Origin of the sequence: Bradyrhizobium sp. MOS001 (assembly GCF_004634465.1) — a bacterium.
GTDB lineage: Bacteria > Pseudomonadota > Alphaproteobacteria > Rhizobiales > Xanthobacteraceae > Bradyrhizobium > Bradyrhizobium barranii.
The window spans coordinates 240,000-261,780 of sequence record NZ_SPVJ01000006.1 but is presented as its reverse complement, the minus strand read 5'-3'; the positions used below and the strand labels follow the sequence as shown (position 1 = coordinate 261,780).

21 protein-coding genes and 1 other RNA gene are annotated in these 21,781 nt (G+C 65.1%); 8 read left to right on the top strand and 14 right to left on the bottom strand.

Going from position 1 to position 21,781, the window contains the following annotated elements:
* Positions 1-134: 134 nt before the first annotated feature.
* Complete coding sequence (locus tag CT676_RS12230; protein ID WP_135214722.1) at positions 135-1,061, top strand: LysR family transcriptional regulator; 927 nt, start codon at positions 135-137, stop codon at positions 1,059-1,061.
* Between the two features lie 29 nt (positions 1,062-1,090).
* Positions 1,091-1,810 (top strand): type 1 glutamine amidotransferase, encoded by a 720-nt coding sequence (locus tag CT676_RS12225; protein WP_135214721.1) that lies wholly within the window; start codon positions 1,091-1,093, stop codon positions 1,808-1,810.
* 123 nt (positions 1,811-1,933) lie between these two features.
* Here the strand turns inward: CT676_RS12225 and CT676_RS12220 are convergent, their stop codons facing one another.
* From CT676_RS12220 to CT676_RS12180, 8 genes are all read right to left on the bottom strand, one after another.
* On the bottom strand, positions 1,934-2,401 hold the full coding sequence (locus CT676_RS12220; RefSeq protein WP_063981040.1) for a nuclear transport factor 2 family protein: 468 nt from the start codon (positions 2,399-2,401) through the stop codon (positions 1,934-1,936).
* A gap of 93 nt (positions 2,402-2,494) precedes the next feature.
* Positions 2,495-2,944: a tol-pal system-associated acyl-CoA thioesterase gene (gene ybgC, locus CT676_RS12215; protein ID WP_135214720.1), complete on the bottom strand. Its 450-nt coding sequence runs from the start codon at positions 2,942-2,944 to the stop codon at positions 2,495-2,497.
* A gap of 69 nt (positions 2,945-3,013) precedes the next feature.
* Positions 3,014-3,928: a metallophosphoesterase gene (locus CT676_RS12210; RefSeq protein WP_135214719.1), complete on the bottom strand. Its 915-nt coding sequence runs from the start codon at positions 3,926-3,928 to the stop codon at positions 3,014-3,016.
* A gap of 150 nt (positions 3,929-4,078) precedes the next feature.
* Positions 4,079-5,131: a Holliday junction branch migration DNA helicase RuvB gene (ruvB, locus tag CT676_RS12205; RefSeq protein ID WP_085401794.1), complete on the bottom strand. Its 1,053-nt coding sequence runs from the start codon at positions 5,129-5,131 to the stop codon at positions 4,079-4,081.
* Positions 5,128-5,658, bottom strand: coding sequence for a hypothetical protein (locus tag CT676_RS12200; RefSeq protein ID WP_135214718.1), 531 nt, complete (start codon positions 5,656-5,658; stop codon positions 5,128-5,130). Before CT676_RS12200 ends, ruvB begins: the two co-directional genes overlap by 4 nt.
* Positions 5,655-6,272 (bottom strand): Holliday junction branch migration protein RuvA, encoded by a 618-nt coding sequence (ruvA, locus tag CT676_RS12195; protein ID WP_063981036.1) that lies wholly within the window; start codon positions 6,270-6,272, stop codon positions 5,655-5,657. Before ruvA ends, CT676_RS12200 begins: the two co-directional genes overlap by 4 nt.
* A gap of 142 nt (positions 6,273-6,414) precedes the next feature.
* A complete protein-coding gene (gene ruvC / locus CT676_RS12190) occupies positions 6,415-6,942 on the bottom strand; it encodes a crossover junction endodeoxyribonuclease RuvC (RefSeq protein ID WP_028157463.1) in 528 nt (175 codons plus the stop codon).
* Positions 6,943-7,180: 238 nt separating this feature from the next.
* Complete coding sequence (locus CT676_RS12180) at positions 7,181-7,927, bottom strand: YebC/PmpR family DNA-binding transcriptional regulator (protein WP_135214717.1); 747 nt, start codon at positions 7,925-7,927, stop codon at positions 7,181-7,183.
* Between the two features lie 213 nt (positions 7,928-8,140).
* Between CT676_RS12180 and CT676_RS12175 the strand changes: the two genes are divergently transcribed.
* The 5 genes from CT676_RS12175 (at position 8,141) to CT676_RS12155 (ending at position 16,357) form a co-directional block, all read left to right on the top strand.
* On the top strand, positions 8,141-9,889 hold the full coding sequence (locus tag CT676_RS12175; RefSeq protein ID WP_167768035.1) for a methyl-accepting chemotaxis protein: 1,749 nt from the start codon (positions 8,141-8,143) through the stop codon (positions 9,887-9,889).
* Positions 9,890-9,997: 108 nt separating this feature from the next.
* On the top strand, positions 9,998-11,422 hold the full coding sequence (locus tag CT676_RS12170; protein WP_135214715.1) for a methyl-accepting chemotaxis protein: 1,425 nt from the start codon (positions 9,998-10,000) through the stop codon (positions 11,420-11,422).
* Positions 11,423-12,375: 953 nt separating this feature from the next.
* Positions 12,376-12,840 (top strand): (2Fe-2S)-binding protein, encoded by a 465-nt coding sequence (locus tag CT676_RS12165; RefSeq protein WP_175617995.1) that lies wholly within the window; start codon positions 12,376-12,378, stop codon positions 12,838-12,840.
* A gap of 8 nt (positions 12,841-12,848) precedes the next feature.
* A complete protein-coding gene (locus tag CT676_RS12160; protein ID WP_167768034.1) occupies positions 12,849-15,017 on the top strand; it encodes a xanthine dehydrogenase family protein molybdopterin-binding subunit in 2,169 nt (722 codons plus the stop codon).
* A complete protein-coding gene (locus CT676_RS12155) occupies positions 15,014-16,357 on the top strand; it encodes a cytochrome c (RefSeq protein ID WP_135214713.1) in 1,344 nt (447 codons plus the stop codon). Before CT676_RS12160 ends, CT676_RS12155 begins: the two co-directional genes overlap by 4 nt.
* A 270-nt stretch (positions 16,358-16,627) precedes the next feature.
* On the opposite strand, the gene CT676_RS12150 is transcribed toward CT676_RS12155, so the two are convergent.
* The gene (locus CT676_RS12150) at positions 16,628-17,725 is read right to left on the bottom strand and encodes a cyclase family protein (protein WP_063981030.1); all 1,098 of its coding nucleotides are present in this window, start codon (positions 17,723-17,725) and stop codon (positions 16,628-16,630) included.
* A 120-nt stretch (positions 17,726-17,845) separates the two neighbouring features.
* Between CT676_RS12150 and CT676_RS12145 the strand changes: the two genes are divergently transcribed.
* Positions 17,846-18,913, top strand: coding sequence for a GTP-binding protein (locus CT676_RS12145; protein WP_135214712.1), 1,068 nt, complete (start codon positions 17,846-17,848; stop codon positions 18,911-18,913).
* A gap of 206 nt (positions 18,914-19,119) precedes the next feature.
* Here CT676_RS12145 and CT676_RS12135 read toward each other — a convergent pair whose 3' ends face one another.
* The 5 genes from CT676_RS12135 to CT676_RS12115 all read right to left on the bottom strand — a co-directional run bounded on the left by CT676_RS12135 (position 19,120) and on the right by CT676_RS12115 (position 21,600).
* Positions 19,120-19,944 carry a TIGR00282 family metallophosphoesterase gene (locus tag CT676_RS12135; RefSeq protein ID WP_028150900.1) on the bottom strand — a complete coding sequence of 275 codons (825 nt, stop codon included), beginning with the start codon at positions 19,942-19,944 and terminating at the stop codon, positions 19,120-19,122.
* Complete coding sequence (locus tag CT676_RS12130; RefSeq protein ID WP_135214710.1) at positions 19,922-20,518, bottom strand: 5-formyltetrahydrofolate cyclo-ligase; 597 nt, start codon at positions 20,516-20,518, stop codon at positions 19,922-19,924. The genes CT676_RS12135 and CT676_RS12130 overlap by 23 nt, the downstream gene beginning before the upstream one ends.
* A 191-nt stretch (positions 20,519-20,709) precedes the next feature.
* Positions 20,710-20,870, bottom strand: a non-coding RNA gene (gene ssrS, locus CT676_RS12125) — 6S RNA.
* Positions 20,871-20,929: 59 nt separating this feature from the next.
* On the bottom strand, positions 20,930-21,313 hold the full coding sequence (locus CT676_RS12120; RefSeq protein ID WP_028150902.1) for a cell division protein ZapA: 384 nt from the start codon (positions 21,311-21,313) through the stop codon (positions 20,930-20,932).
* On the bottom strand, positions 21,310-21,600 hold the full coding sequence (locus CT676_RS12115; protein WP_011084341.1) for a DUF4164 domain-containing protein: 291 nt from the start codon (positions 21,598-21,600) through the stop codon (positions 21,310-21,312). Before CT676_RS12115 ends, CT676_RS12120 begins: the two co-directional genes overlap by 4 nt.
* Positions 21,601-21,781: the final 181 nt, after the last annotated feature.

Here is a 21,781-nt window from a genome sequence, read left to right as displayed (position 1 = left end):
GCGCAGTGCTGCCTCAATGGGCGAATGAACCCTTTGATGCGACGTGCAAATCCGCGACCATTACGCGGAAGCGGGGCTGCAAAATCAATTCGTTCTGCTATGATGTTTTGGCCCAGAATATAATCGGCAGTGATATGAACCTGCGTCAGCTCGAGATCCTGCGTGCCGTCATCCGCCATCGCACCACGGTGGCGGCGGCGGACGAACTGGCGCTGTCACAGCCCGCGGTCAGCAACGCGCTGAAGACGATGGAGGCGCAGGCGGGCTTTGCGCTGTTCGAGCGCGTCAACAACCGGCTGTTTCCGACCGCGGAGGCGATGGCGCTCTACAAGGAGAGCGAAGCCATCTTCGCGCTGCACGCCAAGCTCGAGAACCGCGTCCGCGATCTGCGCGAGAACCGCTCCGGCCATCTGGCGCTCGTCGCGACGCCGCCGCTGGCCTACAGCATCATCCCGTCGGCGCTCTCAAGCTTCCTTCGCCGCCGCCCGGAGACGCGCGTGTTCTTCGACGTGCGGCGCTATGAGGGCATCATCGAGGGGGTGCTCAGCCGCGTCGCCGAGCTCGGCTTCGCGCTGGGGCTGACGCATCATCCCGGCATCGCGCATGAGGTGGTGCATACCGGCGAGATGGTCTGCGTCCTGCCGCCGCAGCATCCTCTCGCCGACAAGCCGGTGATCTCGGCCGCCGATCTCTCCGGCATGCCCTTCATCGGGCTCGAGCGCGGCACGCGCCTCGGCGAGGCCGTGCGCGACAGCTTTGCCCGCACCGGCGCGCCGTTCCAGCCGACCGTCGAGGTGCGCTACTGCAACACGGCCTGCGTGCTCGCCGCCGCCGGCGTCGGCGCCGCCGTGGTCGATCCGTTCTCGCCGCGACAGAACGGCGGCAGCGGCCTCGTGGTGCGGCCGTTCACGCCCACGACGCACGCCGTCGCTTATATGCTATGGTCGGAAGCCGAGCCGCTGTCGCGCCTGGCCAAGGCGTTTCTCAACGAGGTCCGGAAAGAGAGCGCACAGCTGGCACGCACAGCGCCACACCAGCAACATGGGGCAGAAAGCGACTGAGCTTCGCAACCTTTTGACCCGGGGGGCACATGGCACGCATCACCATCATCGAGACCGGACAGGTCCCGCAGAAGTACCGCGAGCAGCACGGCTCGTTTCCCGACATGTTCGAGCGCATGGTCCGCGCCGAGGACCCGACCGCCACGGTGGACGTCGTCAGCATTCCCAATGGCGATGCGCTGCCCGATCCGAGCAAGCTCGAGGCCGTGCTGATCACCGGCGCTGCTGCCGGTGTCTATGACGGGCTCGACTGGATCGCGCCGCTGGAAGATTTCGTGCGCACGGCTTACGCCAACAAGACGCCGATGGTCGGTGTCTGCTTCGGCCATCAGCTGATCGCGCAGGCGCTCGGCGGCACCGTGCAGAAGTCGGAGAAGGGCTGGGGCATCGGCCGCCACGTCTATCAGGTGCTGCCGGAGAACGGCGTCGTCGACGGCAAAGCGGTTGCGATCGCCGCCTCGCATCAGGACCAGGTGGTCGAGCCGCCCAGCGATGCGCTGACGATCCTCTCGTCCGAATTCACCCCGCATGCCGGCCTGCTCTACGCCAACGGCACCACGCTGACCGTGCAGCCGCATCCGGAATTCGACGTGGAGTTTGCGCAAGTGTGCTGCGAACTCCGCGACGGCAAGGCGCCGGAGGATGTCGTTGCGACGGCGAGGGAGTCGCTGGCGGAGCCGATGGACAACGCGAAGCTGGGTGGGGCAATCACGCGGTTTCTCGCTCGCAAATCTATCCCCTCATCCTGAGGAGCGCGCTCTCGCGCGCGTCTCGAAGGATAGAGGCCCGGATGCAACAACGGCGGGGCCTGCATGGTTCGAGACGCCGCTTCGCGGCCCCTCACCATGAGGGGCGAGAGTTGTTTACGCGCCTCAGAACGGATCCGTCCCCAGCCCCGGCACATCCGCCGGCCGCGGTCCCGGCGCCGGCCAGTGAAACCGGCGGTCCTTCTCGGCAATCGCGATATCGTTGATCGACGCCTCGCGGCGCCGCATCAGCCCGTGCTCGTCGAACTCCCACTGCTCGTTGCCGTAGGAGCGATACCACTGGCCGCTGGCGTCATGCCATTCGTACTGGAAGCGCACCGCGATGTGGTTGCCGTCGAAGGCCCATAGGTCCTTGATCAGGCGATACTCCCGCTCCTTCTCCCATTTGCGGGTGAGGAACGCGACGATGGCCTCCCGGCCCTGAAACACCTCGGAGCGATTGCGCCAGCGGCTGTCCTCGGTATAGGCGAGCGAGACTTTCACCGGATCGCGCGAATTCCACGCGTCCTCGGCCATGCGCGCCTTTTGCGCGGCGGTCTCACGGGTGAAGGGTGGAAGTGGCGGGCGCGACATGGTGGCCTCATCGGTTGGTCCGAGCCGCAATCTATCGCTGCAATTGCTGGAGTCGATAGGCCATCACCTATCGGCCGATCACTTATCGGGCGATCAGGAAATCAGATCGGCCTTCATCAGGATACGGATCGATTTCGGAATCGGCTGGGCGCGGCCGCCACTGATGAAGGCGACGCGCACCTCGGCTTTCACCAGCACGTCCTCAGCCCGCCGCACCTCCTGCGCCAGCATGATGGAGGCGCCCTTCACCGCAACCGGCCACGTCACGACGTCGAGCACGTCGTCCATCCGCGCGGGCTTCAGAAAGTCCAGATGCATCGAGCGCACCACGAAGGCAAAGCCCGCGCCCTCCGTTTCGACCTGGTCGAACAGCGCCTGCTGCTCGGCGCCCATCAGCCGCAGATGATTGGTGCGCCCGCGCTCCATGTAGCGGAGATAATTGGCGTGATAGACGATGCCGGAAAAATCCGTGTCCTCGTAGTAGACGCGGACCTGCATGTGATGGCGGCCGTCGCGGATCTCGCCGTCGAGATGGGCTGTCACGTCGCGAGCCTCTTCGCTTTTTGCAACCGACCCGTTTTGCGCAAAAACAGCCGGCCGCGCAAGCGCAGGTTATGCCACGGCCGGCGTCCTTCCCAGCGTCACTTCGACGATTTCAGGCGGCACGCCGACGCGGACCGGCATGATGCTGCAGCCGAGGCCGCCGGAGACGATGACGTCGCATTTCAGCCGGAAGTGACCATAGGCGAGCCGCACGCCGTGCTGAGGCGAAACAGCCGGCGACCGGCCGAACAGGCGGACCTGGCCGCCATGGGTATGGCCGGACAGTTGCAGCGCGACGCGCGCGGGTACGAGCGGCGCGATATTGGGCTCATGGGCGAGCAAGATGACCGGCGCATCGTCGGTGACCTTCGCCAGCGTGCCCGCGAGATCGTCGGCGCCAAGCCGGTGCACGCGGCCATAGCGCTTCGCGGGATAGTAGGCGAGCTGATCGCCGAGGCCCGCGAGCCAGAAGGAGCGTCCGTCCTTGGTGAGACGCACGACGTCGTTCTCGTAGACGGGAATACCGGCCGCCTCCAGCGCGCGATGGGCGGCTGTCGGCCCGTGCCCGGCCTGCTGCACGGCCCTGTCCACCCAATAGTCGTGATTGCCCATGACGGCATGGACGCCGAGCGGTGCCTTGAGGCCCGCGAGCACCTTGGCCCATTCGCTCGACGGAATGATGCGCGTGACCTGGTGAACACCCGCGACATAGTCGCCGAGCAACACGATGACATCGGCGTTGAGCGCATTGGTGCGATCGACGATGCCCTCGATCCGCTCCAGCGACATCCAGGGATCGCAGGCATGAATGTCGGTGACGATGGCGATCTTGAGCGGAAAATCCGCCGGCCATTGCCGCGGGGTCGGGTGATAACGGGTGACGCGGAGCCGCAGCGGCTCGACGCCGACGCCATAGGCCGCGGTCGAGACGCCGAGCGCGGACAGGCCGCCGATGGAACGGATGAGATGACGACGCGTGATCATGGAAGCCCGATGGTGATGCAGCTTTGTGATGCGGTCCGATTGGAGCGGAATTGGGGTCCGCTCGTGCAGACGGCCTGCATTTGCGCGCAGACCGTTTGCACAAAGGTTACCGGAAGTTCATGACAACCGACGCACCTTGCATCAACGCAATCAGTCGTCGCTCTCATCCGTGCCGAACAGGCCGAATTGTGCCGCGGCATCGCGCGAGGGCTCGGCGATGCCGAGATGGCGGAAGGCGTGCGAGGTGAGCAGGCGGCCGCGCGGAGTGCGCTGGAGATAGCCGCACTGAATGAGATAAGGCTCGATGATGTCCTCGATCGCATCGCGCGGCTCGGACAAGGCGGCGGCCATCGTCTCGACGCCGACCGGGCCGCCACCATAGTTCTGCGCGATGGTGGTGAGATAGCGGCGGTCCATGGCGTCAAGGCCCGCAGCGTCGACCTCGAGCGCGCTCAGCGCATGATCGGCGATCTTGCGGTCGATCGAGGCGGCATCGGCGGCGGAGGCGAAATCGCGCACGCGGCGCAGCAGGCGGCCGGCGATGCGCGGCGTGCCGCGGGCGCGACGCGCGATCTCGTTGGCACCGTCAGCGCTCATGCCGACATTGAGCACGCGCGCGCCGCGGGTGACGATGCTTTCCAGCTCTTCGATGGTGTAAAAATTGAGCCGGACCGGGATGCCGAAGCGGTCGCGCAAGGGATTGGTGAGGAGGCCGGCGCGCGTGGTAGCGCCGACGAGCGTGAATTTCGACAGCTCGATCTTCACCGAGCGTGCCGCCGGGCCCTCGCCGATGATCAGGTCGAGCTGAAAGTCCTCCATCGCGGGATAGAGCACCTCTTCCACCGCCGGGCTGAGCCGATGGATCTCGTCGATGAAGAGCACGTCGCGCTCTTCGAGGTTGGTGAGGAGTGCGGCGAGATCGCCGGCCTTGGCGATCACCGGACCCGAGGTGGCGCGAAAGCCGACGCCGAGCTCCTTGGCGACGATCTGCGCCAGCGTGGTCTTGCCGAGGCCAGGGGGGCCTACGAACAGCACGTGATCCAGCGCCTCGCCGCGCTTGCGCGCCGCCTCGATGAAGATCGAGAGGTTCTTGCGCGCCTGCTGCTGGCCGACGAAGTCGGACAGCGATTGCGGACGTAGCGCGGTGTCGCCGACGTCATCGGAGCGGCGCTCGGGCGTGACGATGCGTGGGGGAGTGGTCATGCGGGCAGGATAACACGATGCAGCGGTTTCGCGAGCCACCAGCACAGGCTGGCCGGAATGACGGCGACGACGGCGAGCATCGCCGAAAGCTTCAGCGCCTCGGGCGCGGAACGGACACTCGGCACGATCACCGCCGAGGTTTCGGAGGGCACGACGAACATGCCAACCATGACGAAGCCGGCCGCGCCCACGGCCGCGGCGAGCCACGCCATCCAGATCATGTTGAGATCGGCGTAGACCGCCGCCAACGCAAATATCAGGCCGGCGACGACTGCAGGAAGGAACGAGGCGAGAATCGTGACGATGGCCAACAGCACGACCGCGATCGAAACCAGGGCACGCAGTGCTTCCAGTTCGAGGAACACGAGAAACATCTGCAGCACCGCGGCGCCGAGCGCCGTTACCGTCACAGCAATCAACGCGGCGGTCGTCAGCGGCCCGACAATGGAGAAAATCACGACGATACCGGCCACGCGCGAAAGGCGACGAAACAGGGCGGCGACGGGATTGGCGTGGGCCGCGCTCACTTCGACAGCTCCTTCAGGCCTAGCCGGATGAGTTGCGCGGTCTCGGCGCTCTCGCCCGCGCTGCGCGATGCGGATGCAATAGCGGCAGCCGCCTGCGGCTGGCCGTAGCCGAGATTGACCAGCGCAGAGATCGCATCTGCCACCGGGCGCGGCGCGCGCTGGTCGTCGACGGCGCCGGCGAGATGCACGACGGCGGGATCGACATTGGCGAAAGCAGGCGCCTTGTCCTTCAGCTCGGTAACGATGCGCTCGGCAACCTTGGGGCCGACGCCCGGCGTGCGTGCCACCGCGGCCTTATCGCGCAGCGCAATCGCGTTGGCGAGGTCGGAAGGCGCCAGCGTGCCGAGCACGGCAAGCGCGACCTTGGCGCCGACGCCCTGCACGGTCTGAAGCAGGCGAAACCATTCGCGCTCCTGGTCGGTGCGGAAGCCGAACAGTTTTATTTGATCCTCGCGGACATAGGTCTCGATCGACAGCACCGCGGCCTCGCCGGGCGAGGGTAGATGCTGCAGCGTGCGGGCCGAGCAATGCACCTGATAGCCAACGCCGCCGACGTCGAGGAGCACATAATCCTCGCCGTAGGAATCGATCAGGCCTTTGAGCTTGCCGATCATCTCGGGACCTCGGCTACGGCAGGCACTTCTCTCTCGTCATGGCCGGGCTTGACCCGGCCATCCACGCCTTTGACATCGGCGAGAAAGAACGTGGATGCCCGGGACAAGCCCGGGCATGACGCCGGCGATGCATGGCGATCGATCATATCCCCACCACCTTCAGCCTGAGCGCCGTGCTTTGGCGATGATGGGCGTGGGTAATGGCGATGGCGAGCGCGTCGGCGGCGTCCGCTGACGGCGGCTCGGCTTTCGGCAGCAAGATCTTCAGCATCATCGCGATCTGGTGCTTGTCGGCGTGGCCGGCGCCGACCACCGTCTTCTTGACCTGGTTCGGCGCGTATTCGGCGACGGTAATGCCGAACATCGCGGGCGCCAGCATGGCGACGCCGCGGGCCTGGCCGAGCTTCAGCGTCGCGACGCCGTCCTTGTTCACAAAGGTCTGCTCGACCGCGGCTTCCATCGGCTTGTGACCGGACAGGACGGCCGCAAGCCCCTCATGGATTGCGAGCAGCCGGCTCGCCAGCGGCAAATCGTCCGGTGGTTCCACCGAGCCGCAGGCGACGTAGATCAAACGATTGCCCTCGGCCTCGATCACGCCCCAGCCGGTGCGGCGCAGGCCGGGGTCGATGCCGATGATGCGAACGGGGCCACGAATCGGGAGCGCAGTCATGGGCCAGTGATAGCGGCTGGCTGCGGTGGGGGAAACAGAAACAGAACGGAAGTAACAGGGGAAGTGGGGTGTCGCGATTGGGTGCCCGCGATGACGACCACAAGACACGCGGTCATACCCCGCGAAAGCGGGGTATCCAGTACGCCGCGGCTTCTCCGTTTCCCTCTGACGTCTCTGGAATACTGGGTCGCCCGGTCAAGCCGGGCGACGACAGCAGAATCTGGGGCTGGTGGCGACCTCAGCCGCCCATCTTCGCCAACAGCGCGTCCGACACCTCGAAATTGGCGTAGACGTGCTGGACGTCGTCGTGCTCGTTGAGCAGGTCCATCAGCTTCAAAAGCTTCTCGCCGGTCTCGTCGTCGACCGCGACCGTATTCTGCGGCTTCCAGATCAGGGCGGCCTTGCGCGGCTCGCCGAACTTGGCTTCCAGCGCCTTGGCGACGTCGCGATAGCCTTCGGTCGAGGCGTAGATCTCGTGTCCGCCTTCGCTCGATACGACGTCGTCGGCGCCGGCCTCGATCGCGGCATCCAGCACGGCGTCGTCGGAGGCGACGCTGCGGTCGTATTCGATGATGCCGGTGCGGTCGAACATGAAGGAGACCGAGCCGGTTTCGCCGAGATTGCCGCCCGATTTGGTGAAGAAGGAGCGGATGTCGGAGGCGGCGCGGTTGCGGTTGTCGGTCAGCGCCTCGACGATGACGGCGACGCCGCCGGGGCCGTAACCCTCGTAGCGGATCTCGTCATAGTTCTCGCCCTCATTGCCGAGCGCCTTCTTGACGGCGCGCTCGATATTGTCCTTCGGCATGTTCTCCTGGCGCGCCGCGATGATGGCGGCGCGCAGGCGCGGGTTCATGTTGGGGTCGGGCGTGCCCAGCTTGGCCGCGACGGTGATTTCCCGCGCCAGCTTGCCGAACAGCTTCGACTTCTGGGCATCCTGCCGCCCCTTGCGGTGCATGATGTTCTTGAATTGGGAATGTCCGGCCATGCGTGTCTCGTCAGGAATCGTGCGCCAAAGGTGAGCGTGGGAAGCGCGGCCTTATAGGCCGCCAACCCACCGGAATGAAAGAGGCTCTACGACTTTAAGGTAATACCGTAGTGGCCCGTGCCCAAGAGTCGGCATCAGTCAGGCACCGTTAACCCTGATTTCATTCCGGCTTGCGAAAATAGCAACCGCCCGTTCCCCGACAAGAGTGACCTGATGGCGTTCGCATTGTTCCGGAAGCGTCTGCCCGACTTGTCCGCGCCCGTGGCACCCCCACAGGCCGCGCCGTCGCCGGTCGATCCCGCGCCTGCCCCGTCGGCCGAGGGCGATTCCGCCAGGGAAATCCTGGAACTGCTGGAACTCGAGCTCGGCGCCATGATCCGCCAGCTCGAGCGGGCCGCCAATTCGGTCGCCGGCGGCGCGGAGGCGACCGCGGCAACGCTCGCGGATATTCGCGGGCGCACCGACGCCCTCACCGGCCGCACCAATGCGGCGCAATCGACCGCCTCCACCTTCGCCCACGCCGCCGACAAGTTCACCCAGTCCGCCCAAGGCATCGGCGCGCAGGTGCGCGAGGCCGGCAAGCTCGCCGACGAAGCCAGCGCTGCGGCGCAGGAAGCCCGCGCCAATGTCGACCGCCTGCGCGAATCCTCCGCCGCCATCGGCAATGTCGTCAATCTGATTGCGCAGATTGCGCGGCAGACGACGCTGCTCGCGCTCAACTCGACCATCGAGGCCGCGCGTGCGGGCGCGGCCGGCAAGGGCTTTGCGGTCGTCGCCACCGAAGTGAAGGCGCTCGCGGTGCAGACCCAGGGCGCGACGGAGGAGATCACCAGGAAGATCGACGCGCTTCAGCGCGACGCCGCCGGCTCGGCCGACGCCGTGCACCGCATCGCGCAGGCGATCGAGGCGATCCGCCCCGTGTTCGACACCGTCAACGGCGCGGTCGCCGAGCAGAATGCCACCACCAGCGAGGTCTCCGGCAACGCGGCAAGCGCGTCGCAGTTCATCATCTCGGTCGGCGAGAGCGCCGCCGAGATCGACGCCGCGACCAAGGCGGCCGAGACCCACGGCGAGAACGTCGCCAGCGCCGGCAAGGCCGTCACCACCTTCGCGCGGAAGCTGAAATCGCGCTGCGCGGTGCTGCTGCGCCAGAGCGAGCACGACGACCGTCGCAAGACCGAGCGGCTGCCCTGCCATCTCAAGTTCGAAACCGCGCGCGGCGCGTTGCAGGTCTACGAGATCGCGATGGACGGCGTGCTGATCGGCGGCGCGGAGGCGGCGAAGCTTGCCACGCAGGCCGTCGTCGACGGCACCCTCGAAGGCGTCGGCGCCTGCCGCCTGCGCGTGATCGAGCAGACCAAGGCCGGCGCCCGCGCGCAATTCGTCAGCCCCAATGCCGATCTCAGCGAGAAGATCGAAGACAGGCTCTGGTCGATCCACGAGGAGAACACCGAGTTCGTCACCCGCGCCATGGAAGCCGGCACCGCGCTGACCCGGATTTTCGAGCAGGCGGTTGCACGCGGCGAGGTCAGGATCGACGACCTCTTCGACACCGATTATGCGGAGATCGCCGGCACCAATCCGCAGCAATACCGCACGAAATATCTGGACTGGGCCGACCGCGCGCTGCCGCCGTTCCAGGAAGCCTTTCTCGCCAAGGAACCGCGCATGGCGTTCTGCGCCATGGTCGACCGCAACGGCTTCCTGCCGGTGCACAACAAGATCTATTCGCATCCGCAGCGGCCGGGCGACACCGCCTGGAACACCGCCAACAGCCGCAACCGGCGGATCTTCAACGATCCGGCGGGGCTCGCCGCCGCAAGCAACCTGCGCTCGTACCTGGTCCAGAGCTATGCCCGCGACATGGGCAACGGCAACACCGTGATGATGCGCGAGATCGACGTCCCGATCCGCGTGCAGGGCCGGCACTGGGGCGGATTCCGCACGGCTTACAAGCTGTAGTGCACGCTCAGGCAAGACGCCGGCCGCGAATCATCCTTTAAGGCTGGAATTGGAATGGGAATGCCGCGGAGAGCCGGCGCACGGCTCTGACTGGAGGACTCTCAAAACATGTCCGTCGCACAACTGGCAGTCCTGGACACCGGCTCCAACCGGACACTTGCCGAACGTCTGATCGACCAGCTCGCCGACCGCATCGGCGGCCTCGGCGTCGAGCTCGCCGACATCGCCGGTAACGTCCAGGAAGTCGCAAACCGCGTCGCGAACCAGTCCGAACGGTTCCATCACCTCCAGGAGACGGCCGAGACCATGGTCTCGGCCAATCACGATATCGCCAACGCATCGCAGGCGGTGCAATCGACCGCATCGGCGGCGGTCGGCGAGATCGCGCAGTCGCGCGGCGCGGTCGACACCGCAGTCAGCCACATCTCCGAGCTCGTCGCAGCCGTGGAGCGGATCGAGGCGCGCCTGAGCGCGGTCGGCTCGGCGCTGGCGCAGGTGGCAAAAGTGTCCGGCTCGATCGAGGCGATCGCGAAGCAGACCAATTTGCTCGCGCTCAACGCCACCATCGAAGCGGCCCGCGCCGGTAATGCCGGCCGCGGTTTTGCAGTGGTGGCAAGCGAGGTCAAGAATCTCGCGGAGGCTACCCGTGCGGCCACGCATCAGATCTCCGACACCGTGCGCGATCTCGACGGCCAGATCGAAGGCCTGATCGGCGAGAGCAGCGACGCCTCGCAACGCGCCAAGACTGCCGGCGAAGGCGCCCAGCAGATCTCCGGCATCATCTCGCGGGTCCAGCAGGGTTTTGCCTCGGTGGAAGCGGAGATCGACAGCGTCACGCGCGCCGCGACCTCCAATCTCGGCCATTGCGACACGGTCATCAGCGAGCTCAACGAGCTCGCCAAGGGCGTCGACCTGTCCTCGCGCGATCTCAAGAACGCCGATCAGCGCGTGACAAAACTGCTCGACACCTCCGAAGCGCTGATCGCAATGATCGCCGACAGCGGCGTGGAGACATCGGATGCGCCGCTGATCCGCGTCGTCGTCGAGACCGCAAAGCGGATCTCGGACGAGTTCGAGGCCGCAATCGACCGCGGCGAGATCACGCTCGACCAGCTCATGGACGAGAACTACCGGGAAATCCCCGGCACCGATCCCAAGCAATACAAGACCAACTACGTCGACTTCACCGACCGCGCGCTGCCCGCCATCCAGGACCCGATCCAGAAGTCAGACCCCCGCATCGTGTTCTGCGTCGCCTGGGCCAAGGGCGGCTATCTGCCGACCCACAACCCTAACTACCGCCTACCGCAGGGCAAGGATCCCGTCTGGAACAACGCCAATTGCCGCAACCGCCGCCTGTTCAGCGACCGCGCGGTGAGGAAAGTCGCGGCCAACACAAAACCGTTCCTGCTCCAGACCTATCGCCGCGACATGGGCGGCGGACAGTTCGTGCTGATGAAGGACCTGTCCTCGCCGATCGTGATCCGCGGCAAGCACTGGGGCGCCTTCCGGATGGGTTTTCGGCAGAGCTGACGCCCGCCGCGACGGCCGCGCCTGGCGTCCCTGAATCAAAAATCTGGAAAACAACCCCATGCACAGTAGGCGGGGCGTTGGGGAATCAATGGCTTGGATGCCTGATGAAGAGACTCACCTAGTGCGCCGACGAAGGTGCGTTCCCTCCCCCCTTGCGGGGGAGGGCTAGGGAGAGGGGTAGCTCAGGAAAAGGTACCGGTTTTTGGCGAGGCATCGGGCCTGCGTGTGAGCGACTCGAAAGAGTCCCCGTGTAGCACCCCTCTCCCTGCCCCTCCCCCGCAAGGGGGGAGGGAACGGAGAGAGCTGTGCCTTGCCGTCCGCCGAGCCTGATCGGACTTCAACTCATCACGCTGCACGCGTTGAATGTAGCCATTGCTCCGTCGGGCAAATAGGCGCATAATGCCATTATTCCGAAATTTTCACTCTCCCCTTCGCTTCTCCCCTTGTGGGAGAAGGTGGCGCGAAGCGCTGGATGAGGGGTCTCTATCGGCGGGCAAAGCTGCTTCGGAATGAGAGGATCATACGCGGAGACAGACCCGTCACCCGAGTGAGTCTGCGTCTACCGGTGTCGCTGCCCTCTCCCACAAGGGGAGAGGGCACAACAATGAGCCGTTGCAATTGATCCCGTGCCCGCGCTCGCCACGGCCCGACTTTCCCAATCGCACGAATTTCGTCATCGCATGAATTTCCGCATTCGCACGATCATCTGCGGCAATCAACGATGCGTGCGACGAAAATGCGTCACAACATGACGATTATCATATCAATTAGCCCAATTCCGCTGCAGCGATCGCCGCACAAATTCGTGAACGTCATGGCCTGAGGCGTCGGCAGCGCAAATATGCATCGCCGGAAATTCTGGCGCTTCATCGCTTCGCATCAGTATGATTATTGTCGCGCACGAATTCGCCGACTAGATCGCCGCAAGCGATCAAGCGAGCAAGGGGATGCTTATGGCAACAACTCTCACCATCAACGGCGAAACCAAATCGTTCGACGCGCCGCCGGAAATGCCGCTGCTGTGGGTGCTGCGCGACATCCTCGGAATGACCGGCACCAAATTCGGCTGCGGCATCGCGCAATGCGGCGCCTGCACGGTGCATGTCGACGGCAAGGCCGTGCGCTCCTGCGTCCTGCCGGTCAGCGCGGTTGCGAACCGCGCCATCACCACCATCGAACATGTCGGCAATACGCCCGCAGGCGCGAAGGTGCAGAAAGCCTGGCTCGATCTCGAGGTGGTCCAGTGCGGGTATTGCCAATCCGGCCAGATCATGGCGGCCGCCGCTCTACTGGCAACCACCTCTCATCCGGATGATTCCGACATCGACGCCGCGATGGCTGGCAACATCTGCCGCTGCGGCACCTATGTCCGCATCCGCGAGGCCATCAAGCAGGCCGCCAACGGCCGTCAGTCGTGAGGTCCGCCATGAATGCACACAACAGCCTCTCCCGCCGCACGCTTCTGACCAGCGGTCTCGCGACCGGTTTCCTCCTCGCCTTTCACCTGCCCCTACGGGCCGCCGTCAACGAGCCGGAGCAGCCGAAGGATACGACCGACGGCAAGTTCGCGCCCAATGCCTTCATCCGTATCGACGAGACCGGCCAGACCACGCTGATCATGCCGCAGGTGGAGATGGGTCAGGGCATCTACACCTCGATCTCGATGGTTCTGGCCGAAGAGCTCGACGCCGATTGGGCAAAGGTCGGGGCGTTGCACGCGCCGCCAAACGACAAGTTCTACGCCAATCCCGCCTTCGGACTGCAGGCGACGGGTGGTTCGACGTCGATCCGCGCCTGGTGGAAGCCGCTACGCGAAGCGGGTGCCAGCGCGCGCGCGATGCTGGTGCAGGCCGCCGCCGCGCAATGGCAGGTCGAGCCCGCGAGTTGCACGACGTCCAAGGGCGAAGTCATCCATGCGGAAAGCGGCCGCAAGCTCGGCTATGGTGAGCTCGCGCTGGCGGCACAGAGCCAGACACCGCCGAAGGATATCCCGGTCAAGGACCCCAAGGACTTCGTCCTCATAGGCCAACCGCTGAAGCGGCTGGATACACCGGACAAGGTCAACGGCAAAGTCGTCTACGGCATCGACGCGATCCTGCCCAACATGAAGATTGCCGCGATCGCCAATTGCCCGGTGTTCGGCGGCAAGGTCGGCAAGGTCGACGACAGCGCAGCGATGAAAGTCGCCGGCGTGCGCAAGGTCGTCGTGCTCGACGACGCCGTCGCCGTGATCGGCGATCACATGTGGGCGGCCAAGAAGGGTCTCGAAGCGCTCAAGATCGAGTGGAACGAAGGACCGAACGCCAAGATCTCCACCAAGGACATCTGGGACGATTTACGCAAGGCCAGCGAGAAGGATGGCGCGATCGCGAAATCCGTCGGCGACATCGCCAAGGGGCTTGCCAGCGGAGACAAGTTCGAGGCGAGCTTCGAACTGCCGTTCCTCGCGCATGCCTCGATGGAGCCGATCAACGCCACCGTTCACGTCAGGCCGGATGCCTGCGAGATCTGGACGGGCACACAAATCATGACGCGCGTGCAGTCGGAGGCGGCGAAGGCCGCTGGCCTTCCCGTCGAGAAGGTGATCGTCAACCAGCACCTGCTCGGCGGCGGTTTCGGCCGCAAGCTCGAACCCGACATGGTGGTTGCGGCGGTCAAGATCGCCAAGCAGGTCGACTATCCCGTCAAGGTGATATGGACCCGCGAGGAGGATATCCAGCACGACGTCTACCGCCCGGTCTATCGCGACCAGGTCAATGCGACCCTGGTCGACGGCAAGGTGGCGGCCTGGAAGTACAAGATCGCAGGTTCTGCGGTGATTGCCCGCTGGCTGCCGCCAGCGTTCCAGAAGGGCGTCGATATCGACGCGGTCGACGCCGCCGTGGAGACGCCCTACGACTTTCCCAACTTCCACGTCGAATATGTCCGTGCCGAGCCACCGGCTGTGCCGACCGGCTTCTGGCGCGGTGTCGGCCCGAACAACAATGTGTTCGCGTTCGAATGCGCGCTGGACGAACTTGCGCGCAAGGCCGGCAAGGATCCGGTCGAATTCCGAAGGTCGATGCTGACCAAGACTCCGCGTGCGCTCGCGGTGCTCAACCTTGCCGCGGAGAAATCCGGCTGGGGCCAACCGCTGCCGGCCCGCGTTGGCCGTGGCGTCTGCCTGCAGCCATCGTTTGCGAGCTTCCTCGCAACTGTTGTGGAAGCCGAGATCGACGACATCGGCGAGATCACGCTGCGCCGCATCACCTCGGTGGTCGACACCGGCATTGCGGTCAACCCCGATACGATCAAGGCGCAGATCGAGGGCGGGCTGATCTTCGGCCTCACCGCCGCGCTCTACGGCGAGATCACCATCGACAAGGGCCGCGTGCAGCAATCGAACTTCCACGACTACCGCATGATGCGCATCAACGAGACGCCGAAGATCGAGGTCATCGTGGTCAAGAGCGGCGAGGCGCCCGGCGGCATCGGCGAAGCCGGCGTCAATGCCGGACCACCGGCGCTGCGCAACGCGATTTACGCCGCAACCGGCGTGGCGCTGCGGCGCCTGCCGATCGACCGGAAACTTCTGGCTGCGGGGAAGAAGGCATGAGCGGCAAGATGCGTATCCTCACAAGCCTGGTCGTGATCGCCATCGTCGTGGCGGCGCTCGGCGTCTGGATCATCCGTGGGCCCGGTCCGCTCGACTTCGCCGGCGGCACCAAAGTGGCGCTGGCGGATTATCGCGCAGGCAAGCCGACCGGCGTGCCGGCAAAGCTGGAGAAGGCAAGCCTGGTCGAGCGCGGCGAGTATCTCGCGAAGGCCGCCGACTGCATGGTCTGCCACACCAAGCCCGGCGAGAAGGAATATTCCGGCGGGCTCGGCTTCAAGCTGCCGTTCGGCACGCTCTATTCGACCAACATCACGCCGGACAAGGACACCGGCATCGGCAATTACAGCGACCAGGATTTCCTCAACGCGGTCCAGCGCGGCACGCGTCATGACGGCGCGCGGCTCTATCCGGCCATGCCCTACACGTCCTACACCTACATGACGGACGACGACGTGCTGGCGGTGAAGGCGTATCTGTTCAGCCTGCCGGCCGTGCGCGCGAAAGCGCCCGACAACACGCTGTCGTTCCCGTTCAACCAGCGCTGGGCGATGATCTTCTGGTCGGCCGTGTTCAATCCGGACACGCGCTTTACGCCGGATACCTCGAAGAGCCCGGAGTGGAACAGAGGTGCGTATCTCGCCGAAGCGCTGGCGCATTGCGGCGAGTGCCACACGCCGCGCAATCTCGGCTTTGCGCTCGACAACCGCAAGAAGTTCGGCGGCGCGATCACGGCGGGCTGGCGCGCTTTCAACATCTCCTCCGACAAGGCCACCGGCCTCGGCAATTGGCGCGACGAGGATCTGATCTCGTATCTCTCGCTCGGCCACGCGCCGGGCCACGGCTCGGCCTCGGGTCCGATGGGCGAAGCGGTCGATCGCAGCTTCAGCCAGTTCGCTCCCGAAGACATCCGCGCGGTCGTCGCCTATCTGCGCAGCGTGCCGCCGGTGGCCTCGCCCGATCTGCCTGCGACCACGGCGCCGGTCGCGCCCGCCTCGCACAAGGACGGCGTCACGGCCGACGCACGCGGCAAGAAGGTGTTCGCCAGCGCCTGCGCCAGCTGCCACGGCTGGAGCGGCGAAAGCCCGGTCTCGCCGATGGCGACGCTGACCGGCACTTGGGCCGTCAACGACCCCGCCGCCACCAACGTCGCGCAGATCGTGCTCTCGGGCACCAAGCGGCATACGCCGGACGGCGCGCTCTCGATGCCGGCGTTCGGCGATGCGTATAGCGACGACGAGATCGCGGCGGTCGCGAACTACGTCACGGCACGGTTCGGCACCAAGGGCTCGAAGCTGACGGCGAAGGATGTCGCCGAGCTGCGGGAGCAGACAGCGGAGTAGCGTACGAAGAGATTGACGCGTGATCGCGCGCCAATCTCCACCGTCGTCCCGGACAAGCGAAGCGCAGAACCGGGACCCATAACCACAGGGCGGGGTTTGGCGAAGATTCGGTGTGGGAACTGTGCCCCGCACTACTCCCTGGGGTTATGGGTCCCCGCCCCCGTGCGCAATTGCGCACTAGGCGGGGACGACACCGAGGATGTGGCGCCGCTTTCAGCTCAACCATAACATCGGCGCGGACGCGTCACCCGCCCGCGCCGATCTTCGTCCTCACGTAATCGCGATCGGACATCCGTTGCTTCCCGTCGCGCCCTTGATGGGCGCCGGGGTGAAGGAATAGACGAACTGATACTTCTTCTCGGCGATCAGATCGTCGAAGATCAGATTCTCGTGGTTGTGGATGCCGTGCTTGGTCTGCAGCTCGGCGTGGACCACGAAAGCGAGCGACTTGTCGGGATTGGGCACCACCTCGACCGCCCAGGTGTCGGCGCCGGTCAGCGCAAGATCCTTTTCGACCACCCACTTCGCAGCATCGAGGCCGATGCCCGGCTCGCCGCTGTTGAAGCGATCATTGTTCTTCATCCACAGCGAGCCCCAGCCGGTGTGGAACATGATCGCGTCGCCAGGCTTGATGTCGCTCTCGGGGATGTTCTGCTTCGCCAGCGCCGCCTTGATGTCAGCCGAGGTGATCTCCTGCCCTGCATCCATCATGCCGCCCTTGAGCGCGACCATGTCGAGCAGATGCGCGCGGGTGAAGATCGGCTTAAGCTTCTCGATGCCAAGCTTCTTGAGCCCGTATGCGTCGCTAATTTCTGCAGCTGTGAAGCCATTGTAGAATCGCATCTCGCTCTTGTCGCCGTCCTTGCCGAGCTGGACTCCAATATGGCCGAGGCCGTCGAACTGCGTACCGGTCTGGCCGATCTCGGTGGCCAGGAATTCGTCGTGATAGACCATCTTATTGTCACCGAACGGGCCGCCGGTCGGGCTGCCGGGAATGCGCAGTGCGAATATACGCGCACCAAACAGCGGCATGGCGGCTTCGTAGACGCGGCCGATCTTGTAGATCTTGCCGTCCTTGATCCATTTCGCCGCGTCGAGGACCTTCGCCGGGGTGATGTGGTTGGATGCGCCGGACTCGTCATCCTTACCCCATTTCGATGGCCACCAGGGCTTGTCGGTGCCCTTGGGCATGGAGGTTGCAGTCTGCGCCTGGGCCTCACTGATCGGTGCAAGCGCGAACTTGCCGTGCATCGAGCCGGCGAGCGCGGCTCCAGCAACGCCGGCGATGCCCGCGGTGCGGAGCAGGGTCCGGCGATCCGTCGTGGAGCCGCCGCCGTCTTGATCTACGTTATTGATCTCGTTAGACATTCCACCCTCCCAGGTTGTGGTCAGAACAATGTCTGACTCTAAAATTGTTTCCGCTAGCCTCCTCCTCCGCTACGCTGTTGTCCAGCGACAAAAATAAGACGGCCGACGCGAGAGCTTCCCATGGGCCTGTTCGAAAGCGATAAATCCGCGCAGCGACTTCCGGTCTCGCTGATCACCGGCTTTCTCGGCAGCGGCAAGACCACGCTGCTCAATCGCTTGCTGCGCCACGACGGCATGAAGGACAGCGCCGTCATCATCAACGAGTACGGCGAAGTCAGCCTCGACCATCTCCTGGTCGAACGCGTCGACGGCGAAGTCGCCGTGCTTGCGAGCGGATGCATCTGCTGCACCATCCGCAGCGACCTGGAGCAGACGCTGCGAGACCTTCTGGTGAAGCGGGACCGCGGCGAGATTCCGCCGTTCCGCCGTATCCTGGTCGAGACCACCGGGCTCGCCGACCCCGCGCCGATCGTGCAGCTTCTGCTCAACAATCCGCTCGTCTCGCACTTCCTGCGGCTCGACACGGTCGTGACCACGGTCGATGCGGTCAACGCGCCGCATCAGCTGGATCGGCAGTATGAGGCGGTGAAACAGGTGGCGTTGGCCGACCGGCTCTTGATAACCAAGAGCGACCTGGTCGAGGACATCGCCGCGCTTGAGCTGCGCCTGCGGCGGCTCAATCCCGGCGCCAGAATCGAAAACGTCAGTCACGGCGAGATCGATCCCGCGCAGCTATTCGGCGCCGGCCTGATCGATCCCGAGCTGAAAAGGATAGACGTTGAGCGCTGGCTCAACGAGCGGGCCTTCGCGGAACCAGATGCGCACGCCGGCCATGCGCATCACGATCATCACGCGCACCATGATCATGACCATCATGATCACGATGCGTCGATCGCGAGCTTCATGCTGGCGTTCGACGAGCCGCTCGACTGGATGGCCGTGACGCACTGGCTTGCGCATTTACGCAACGCGCGCGGCCAGGACCTGCTGCGGGTGAAGGGGATCCTCAATCTCCGTGACGAACCGGCGCCGATCGTGATCCATGGCGTGCATCACGTCTTCCATCCGCCGGTCGCGCTTGGTGGCTGGCCCGACAGCGATCGCCGCTCGCGCATCGTGTTCATCACACGCGGCATCGCGCGTGCGGACGTGTTGGATCTCTGGCAGGCGGTTCGCGCGGCAGCGTGAGGCGCGTCGAAATGAGCGACGCTGCTCTTACCCTCCCCTGGAGGGGGAGGGTCGATCGCGCGAAGCGCGAGCGGGGTGGGGTGATCTCTCCGCGCAGGCACTGTTCGTCGCGGAAGGACCGTCACCCCACCCCGCTACGCATTCCGCTTCGCTTCATGCGTAGCGACCCTCCCCCTCCAGGGGAGGGTGGCCGATACCGTGAGACTTCAGCTCAACCAGAACTTCGGCGTCGCCGGCTCCAGCCGGCCGCCGACGCGCACCGGTGCAATCTTTAGCGCAAGGCCCGTGGCATCATCCGTCTCGACCGCAACGCCGCTGAGCGTTGCAACACCAGCCGCCGGCTCGAACCGGCCTGACGGAATCCCCGACGTGAAGCGCCGCAGCGGTTCTTCCTTCTGCATGCCGATGATGGAATCGTAATCGCCGGTCATGCCGGCGTCGGTCATGTAGGCGGTGCCGCCTGACAGAATCTGGTGGTCGGCGGTCGGCACATGGGTGTGGGTGCCGACGACGAGGCTGGCACGGCCGTCACAGAAGAAGCCGATGCCCTGCTTCTCGCTGGTCGCCTCGCAATGGAAGTCGACGACGATGGCGTCGGCGGCAACGCCGAGCGGGCAGGCGCCAAGCTCGCGCTCGAGCGCGGCGAAGGGATCGTCGAACGGCGTCATGAAGACACGGCCGAGCGCGTTGACGACGAGCGCATGCTTGCCGTTCTTGGTCTCCACCAGCGCGGCGCCGCGGCCGGGCGTGCCGCGCGGGTAGTTCGTCGGCCGCACCAGGCGCTCGGCGCGCTCGATGAACACCAGGGCTTCACGCTGGTCCCAGGAGTGATTGCCGAGCGTCACCGCGTCGGCCCCGGCATCGAGAAACTCCTGATAGATCGCTTCCGTGATGCCGAAGCCACCGGCGGAATTCTCGCCGTTGACGACGACGAAATCGAGCGACCAGTCCTTGACCATGCCGGGCAGATATTCGGCGATGGCGTTGCGGCCGCTACGGCCGACGACATCACCCACGAAGAGAATGCGCAACTTCAGAACTCCGGAAATCGAACACGTCCGATTCCGTTAGCACATAATCCAGCGCGACGTCGTGCGATAGTGCCGGAACCGCCTTGATCTCCTGGGCAGCAAAAGCAAGCCCGATGCCGACGATCTGCTTGGTCTTGCGCAGATGCGCGAAGGTGTGGTCGTAGTGCCCCGCGCCATAGCCGATGCGATGGCCGAGACGGTCGAAGGCCGCGAGCGGCGTCAGCATGATGTCGGGGATGACTTCGGCCGCGGCCGGCGACGGCTCGGGAATGCCGAGCGGGCCGAGCATCAGGCGGTCGTTCGGATGGAAGATGCGGAAGATCAGCGACTGGCCGCGGGCGCTGACGCAGGGCAGCGCGAGCTTTGCGCCTGCCTCGGCGAGTGCCTTCATCAGCGGCAGCGGATCGATCTCGCTGCGGATCGGGGAATAGCCGGACACGATGCTGCCGGGCAAAAGCGGGAACGGCAGCCCGCGCTTGGCGAGCTTTGCGGCGGCGGCGGTGCGCTTCTTCTCGCTCAGCGCATCGCGCGCCGCGAGGGCTTTGGCACGGAGTTCGGCTTTCGAATTGGACATGCGCTTTGGTCCCCCACGTCATCACCCACCTTGTGCGCCCTTGCGCACCGGGACGGGTGATCCAGCATTCCAGAGGCGGTGGTGATTCACACAGAGGCCGCGGCGTACTGAATGCCCCGGGCGAGCCGGAGCATGACATCTACCGAACTGGCCGCAGTTGTTTCGACAAGCACAAACCAAGCAAACAAAAGTGCGAAGCCGCGAACGCCGTTGAAGCACTCGATCCCGGAGTTCCCTACGAAAGTAGGTGGGCACCATATGTCCGAGCCCACGGGCCCGGCCAGGGACAGTTCCCTAAAGGATCGATAAGGCCCCGGGGATATATGGCTCCTGACGCACGTCGCAGCCTCGCCCGCGCAATGTAACAACGATACTGACGAACCGCCAGCCCAACGGGCGGTCCGCCCAAAATCAGCCGATCGCGATCCCGTTGCCCACCGTCCGGTTCAGGACCTGGGTCGACTTCTCGATGCGCTCGGCGGCGGCGTTGAGCGCATTCACCACGGCGGTCTGGGTCATCCGGGCGCGCTCGACGGCGGCGTTGCGGAAATCCCTGAGCTCAGTCAGCTCCTGCTCCATGGTGCGGACGCGGTTGCCAACGTCGACTAGTTCGTCGCAGACGGTCAGCGCCGCCATCACGGTGAGCCTGGCATCACCGATCTCGCCGAATTTTCCGCGCAGCGACTGAATCCGCGTCTCCAAGCTTTCGGCGAGCTTGAGCAGCCGCACCTCCTGGCCCTCCTCGCAGGCCATACGGTATTGCCGGCCGTTGATGGTGACGTTGATGTGGCTCATCCGTCCTCTCCGGTATCGAGCACCGAGCGTATCGTGACGATTGCGGAATCCAGTCGATCGGAGATTTCGCGATTGGTGCGCTCGAGCTTGCGCGCCTTCACCAGCGCGCCGTCGAGCTCATCGGCAAGCCGCGAGCGATCCGCGCCCAGTGCCTGGATTCGCGCCGCGAGCTCGTTCTCGTCGCGATCGGCATCGCGCCGCCGCTCCACCGCGCTTTCGAGCGCGTCGAGCGCCGCCATGAGTCTGCGGGTCGCGATCTCGATCTCGACGGCCGAGGACTCCGTCATGGCAGAGCTGTTTGAAACGCGATCGTTCATGCAGTCAGCGGCGGAACCTGTGGCCTTGCCCGTGGGGCTTGCCGTCCGGCAAAAGACTCGGTTCGGCAAACGGTTAGAAGCAGAAATTTACGTGGCAAGCTAGCGGAGCGCAACGCCGCCGCGAAACTATGCACTGCTAAGCAACTTTTAC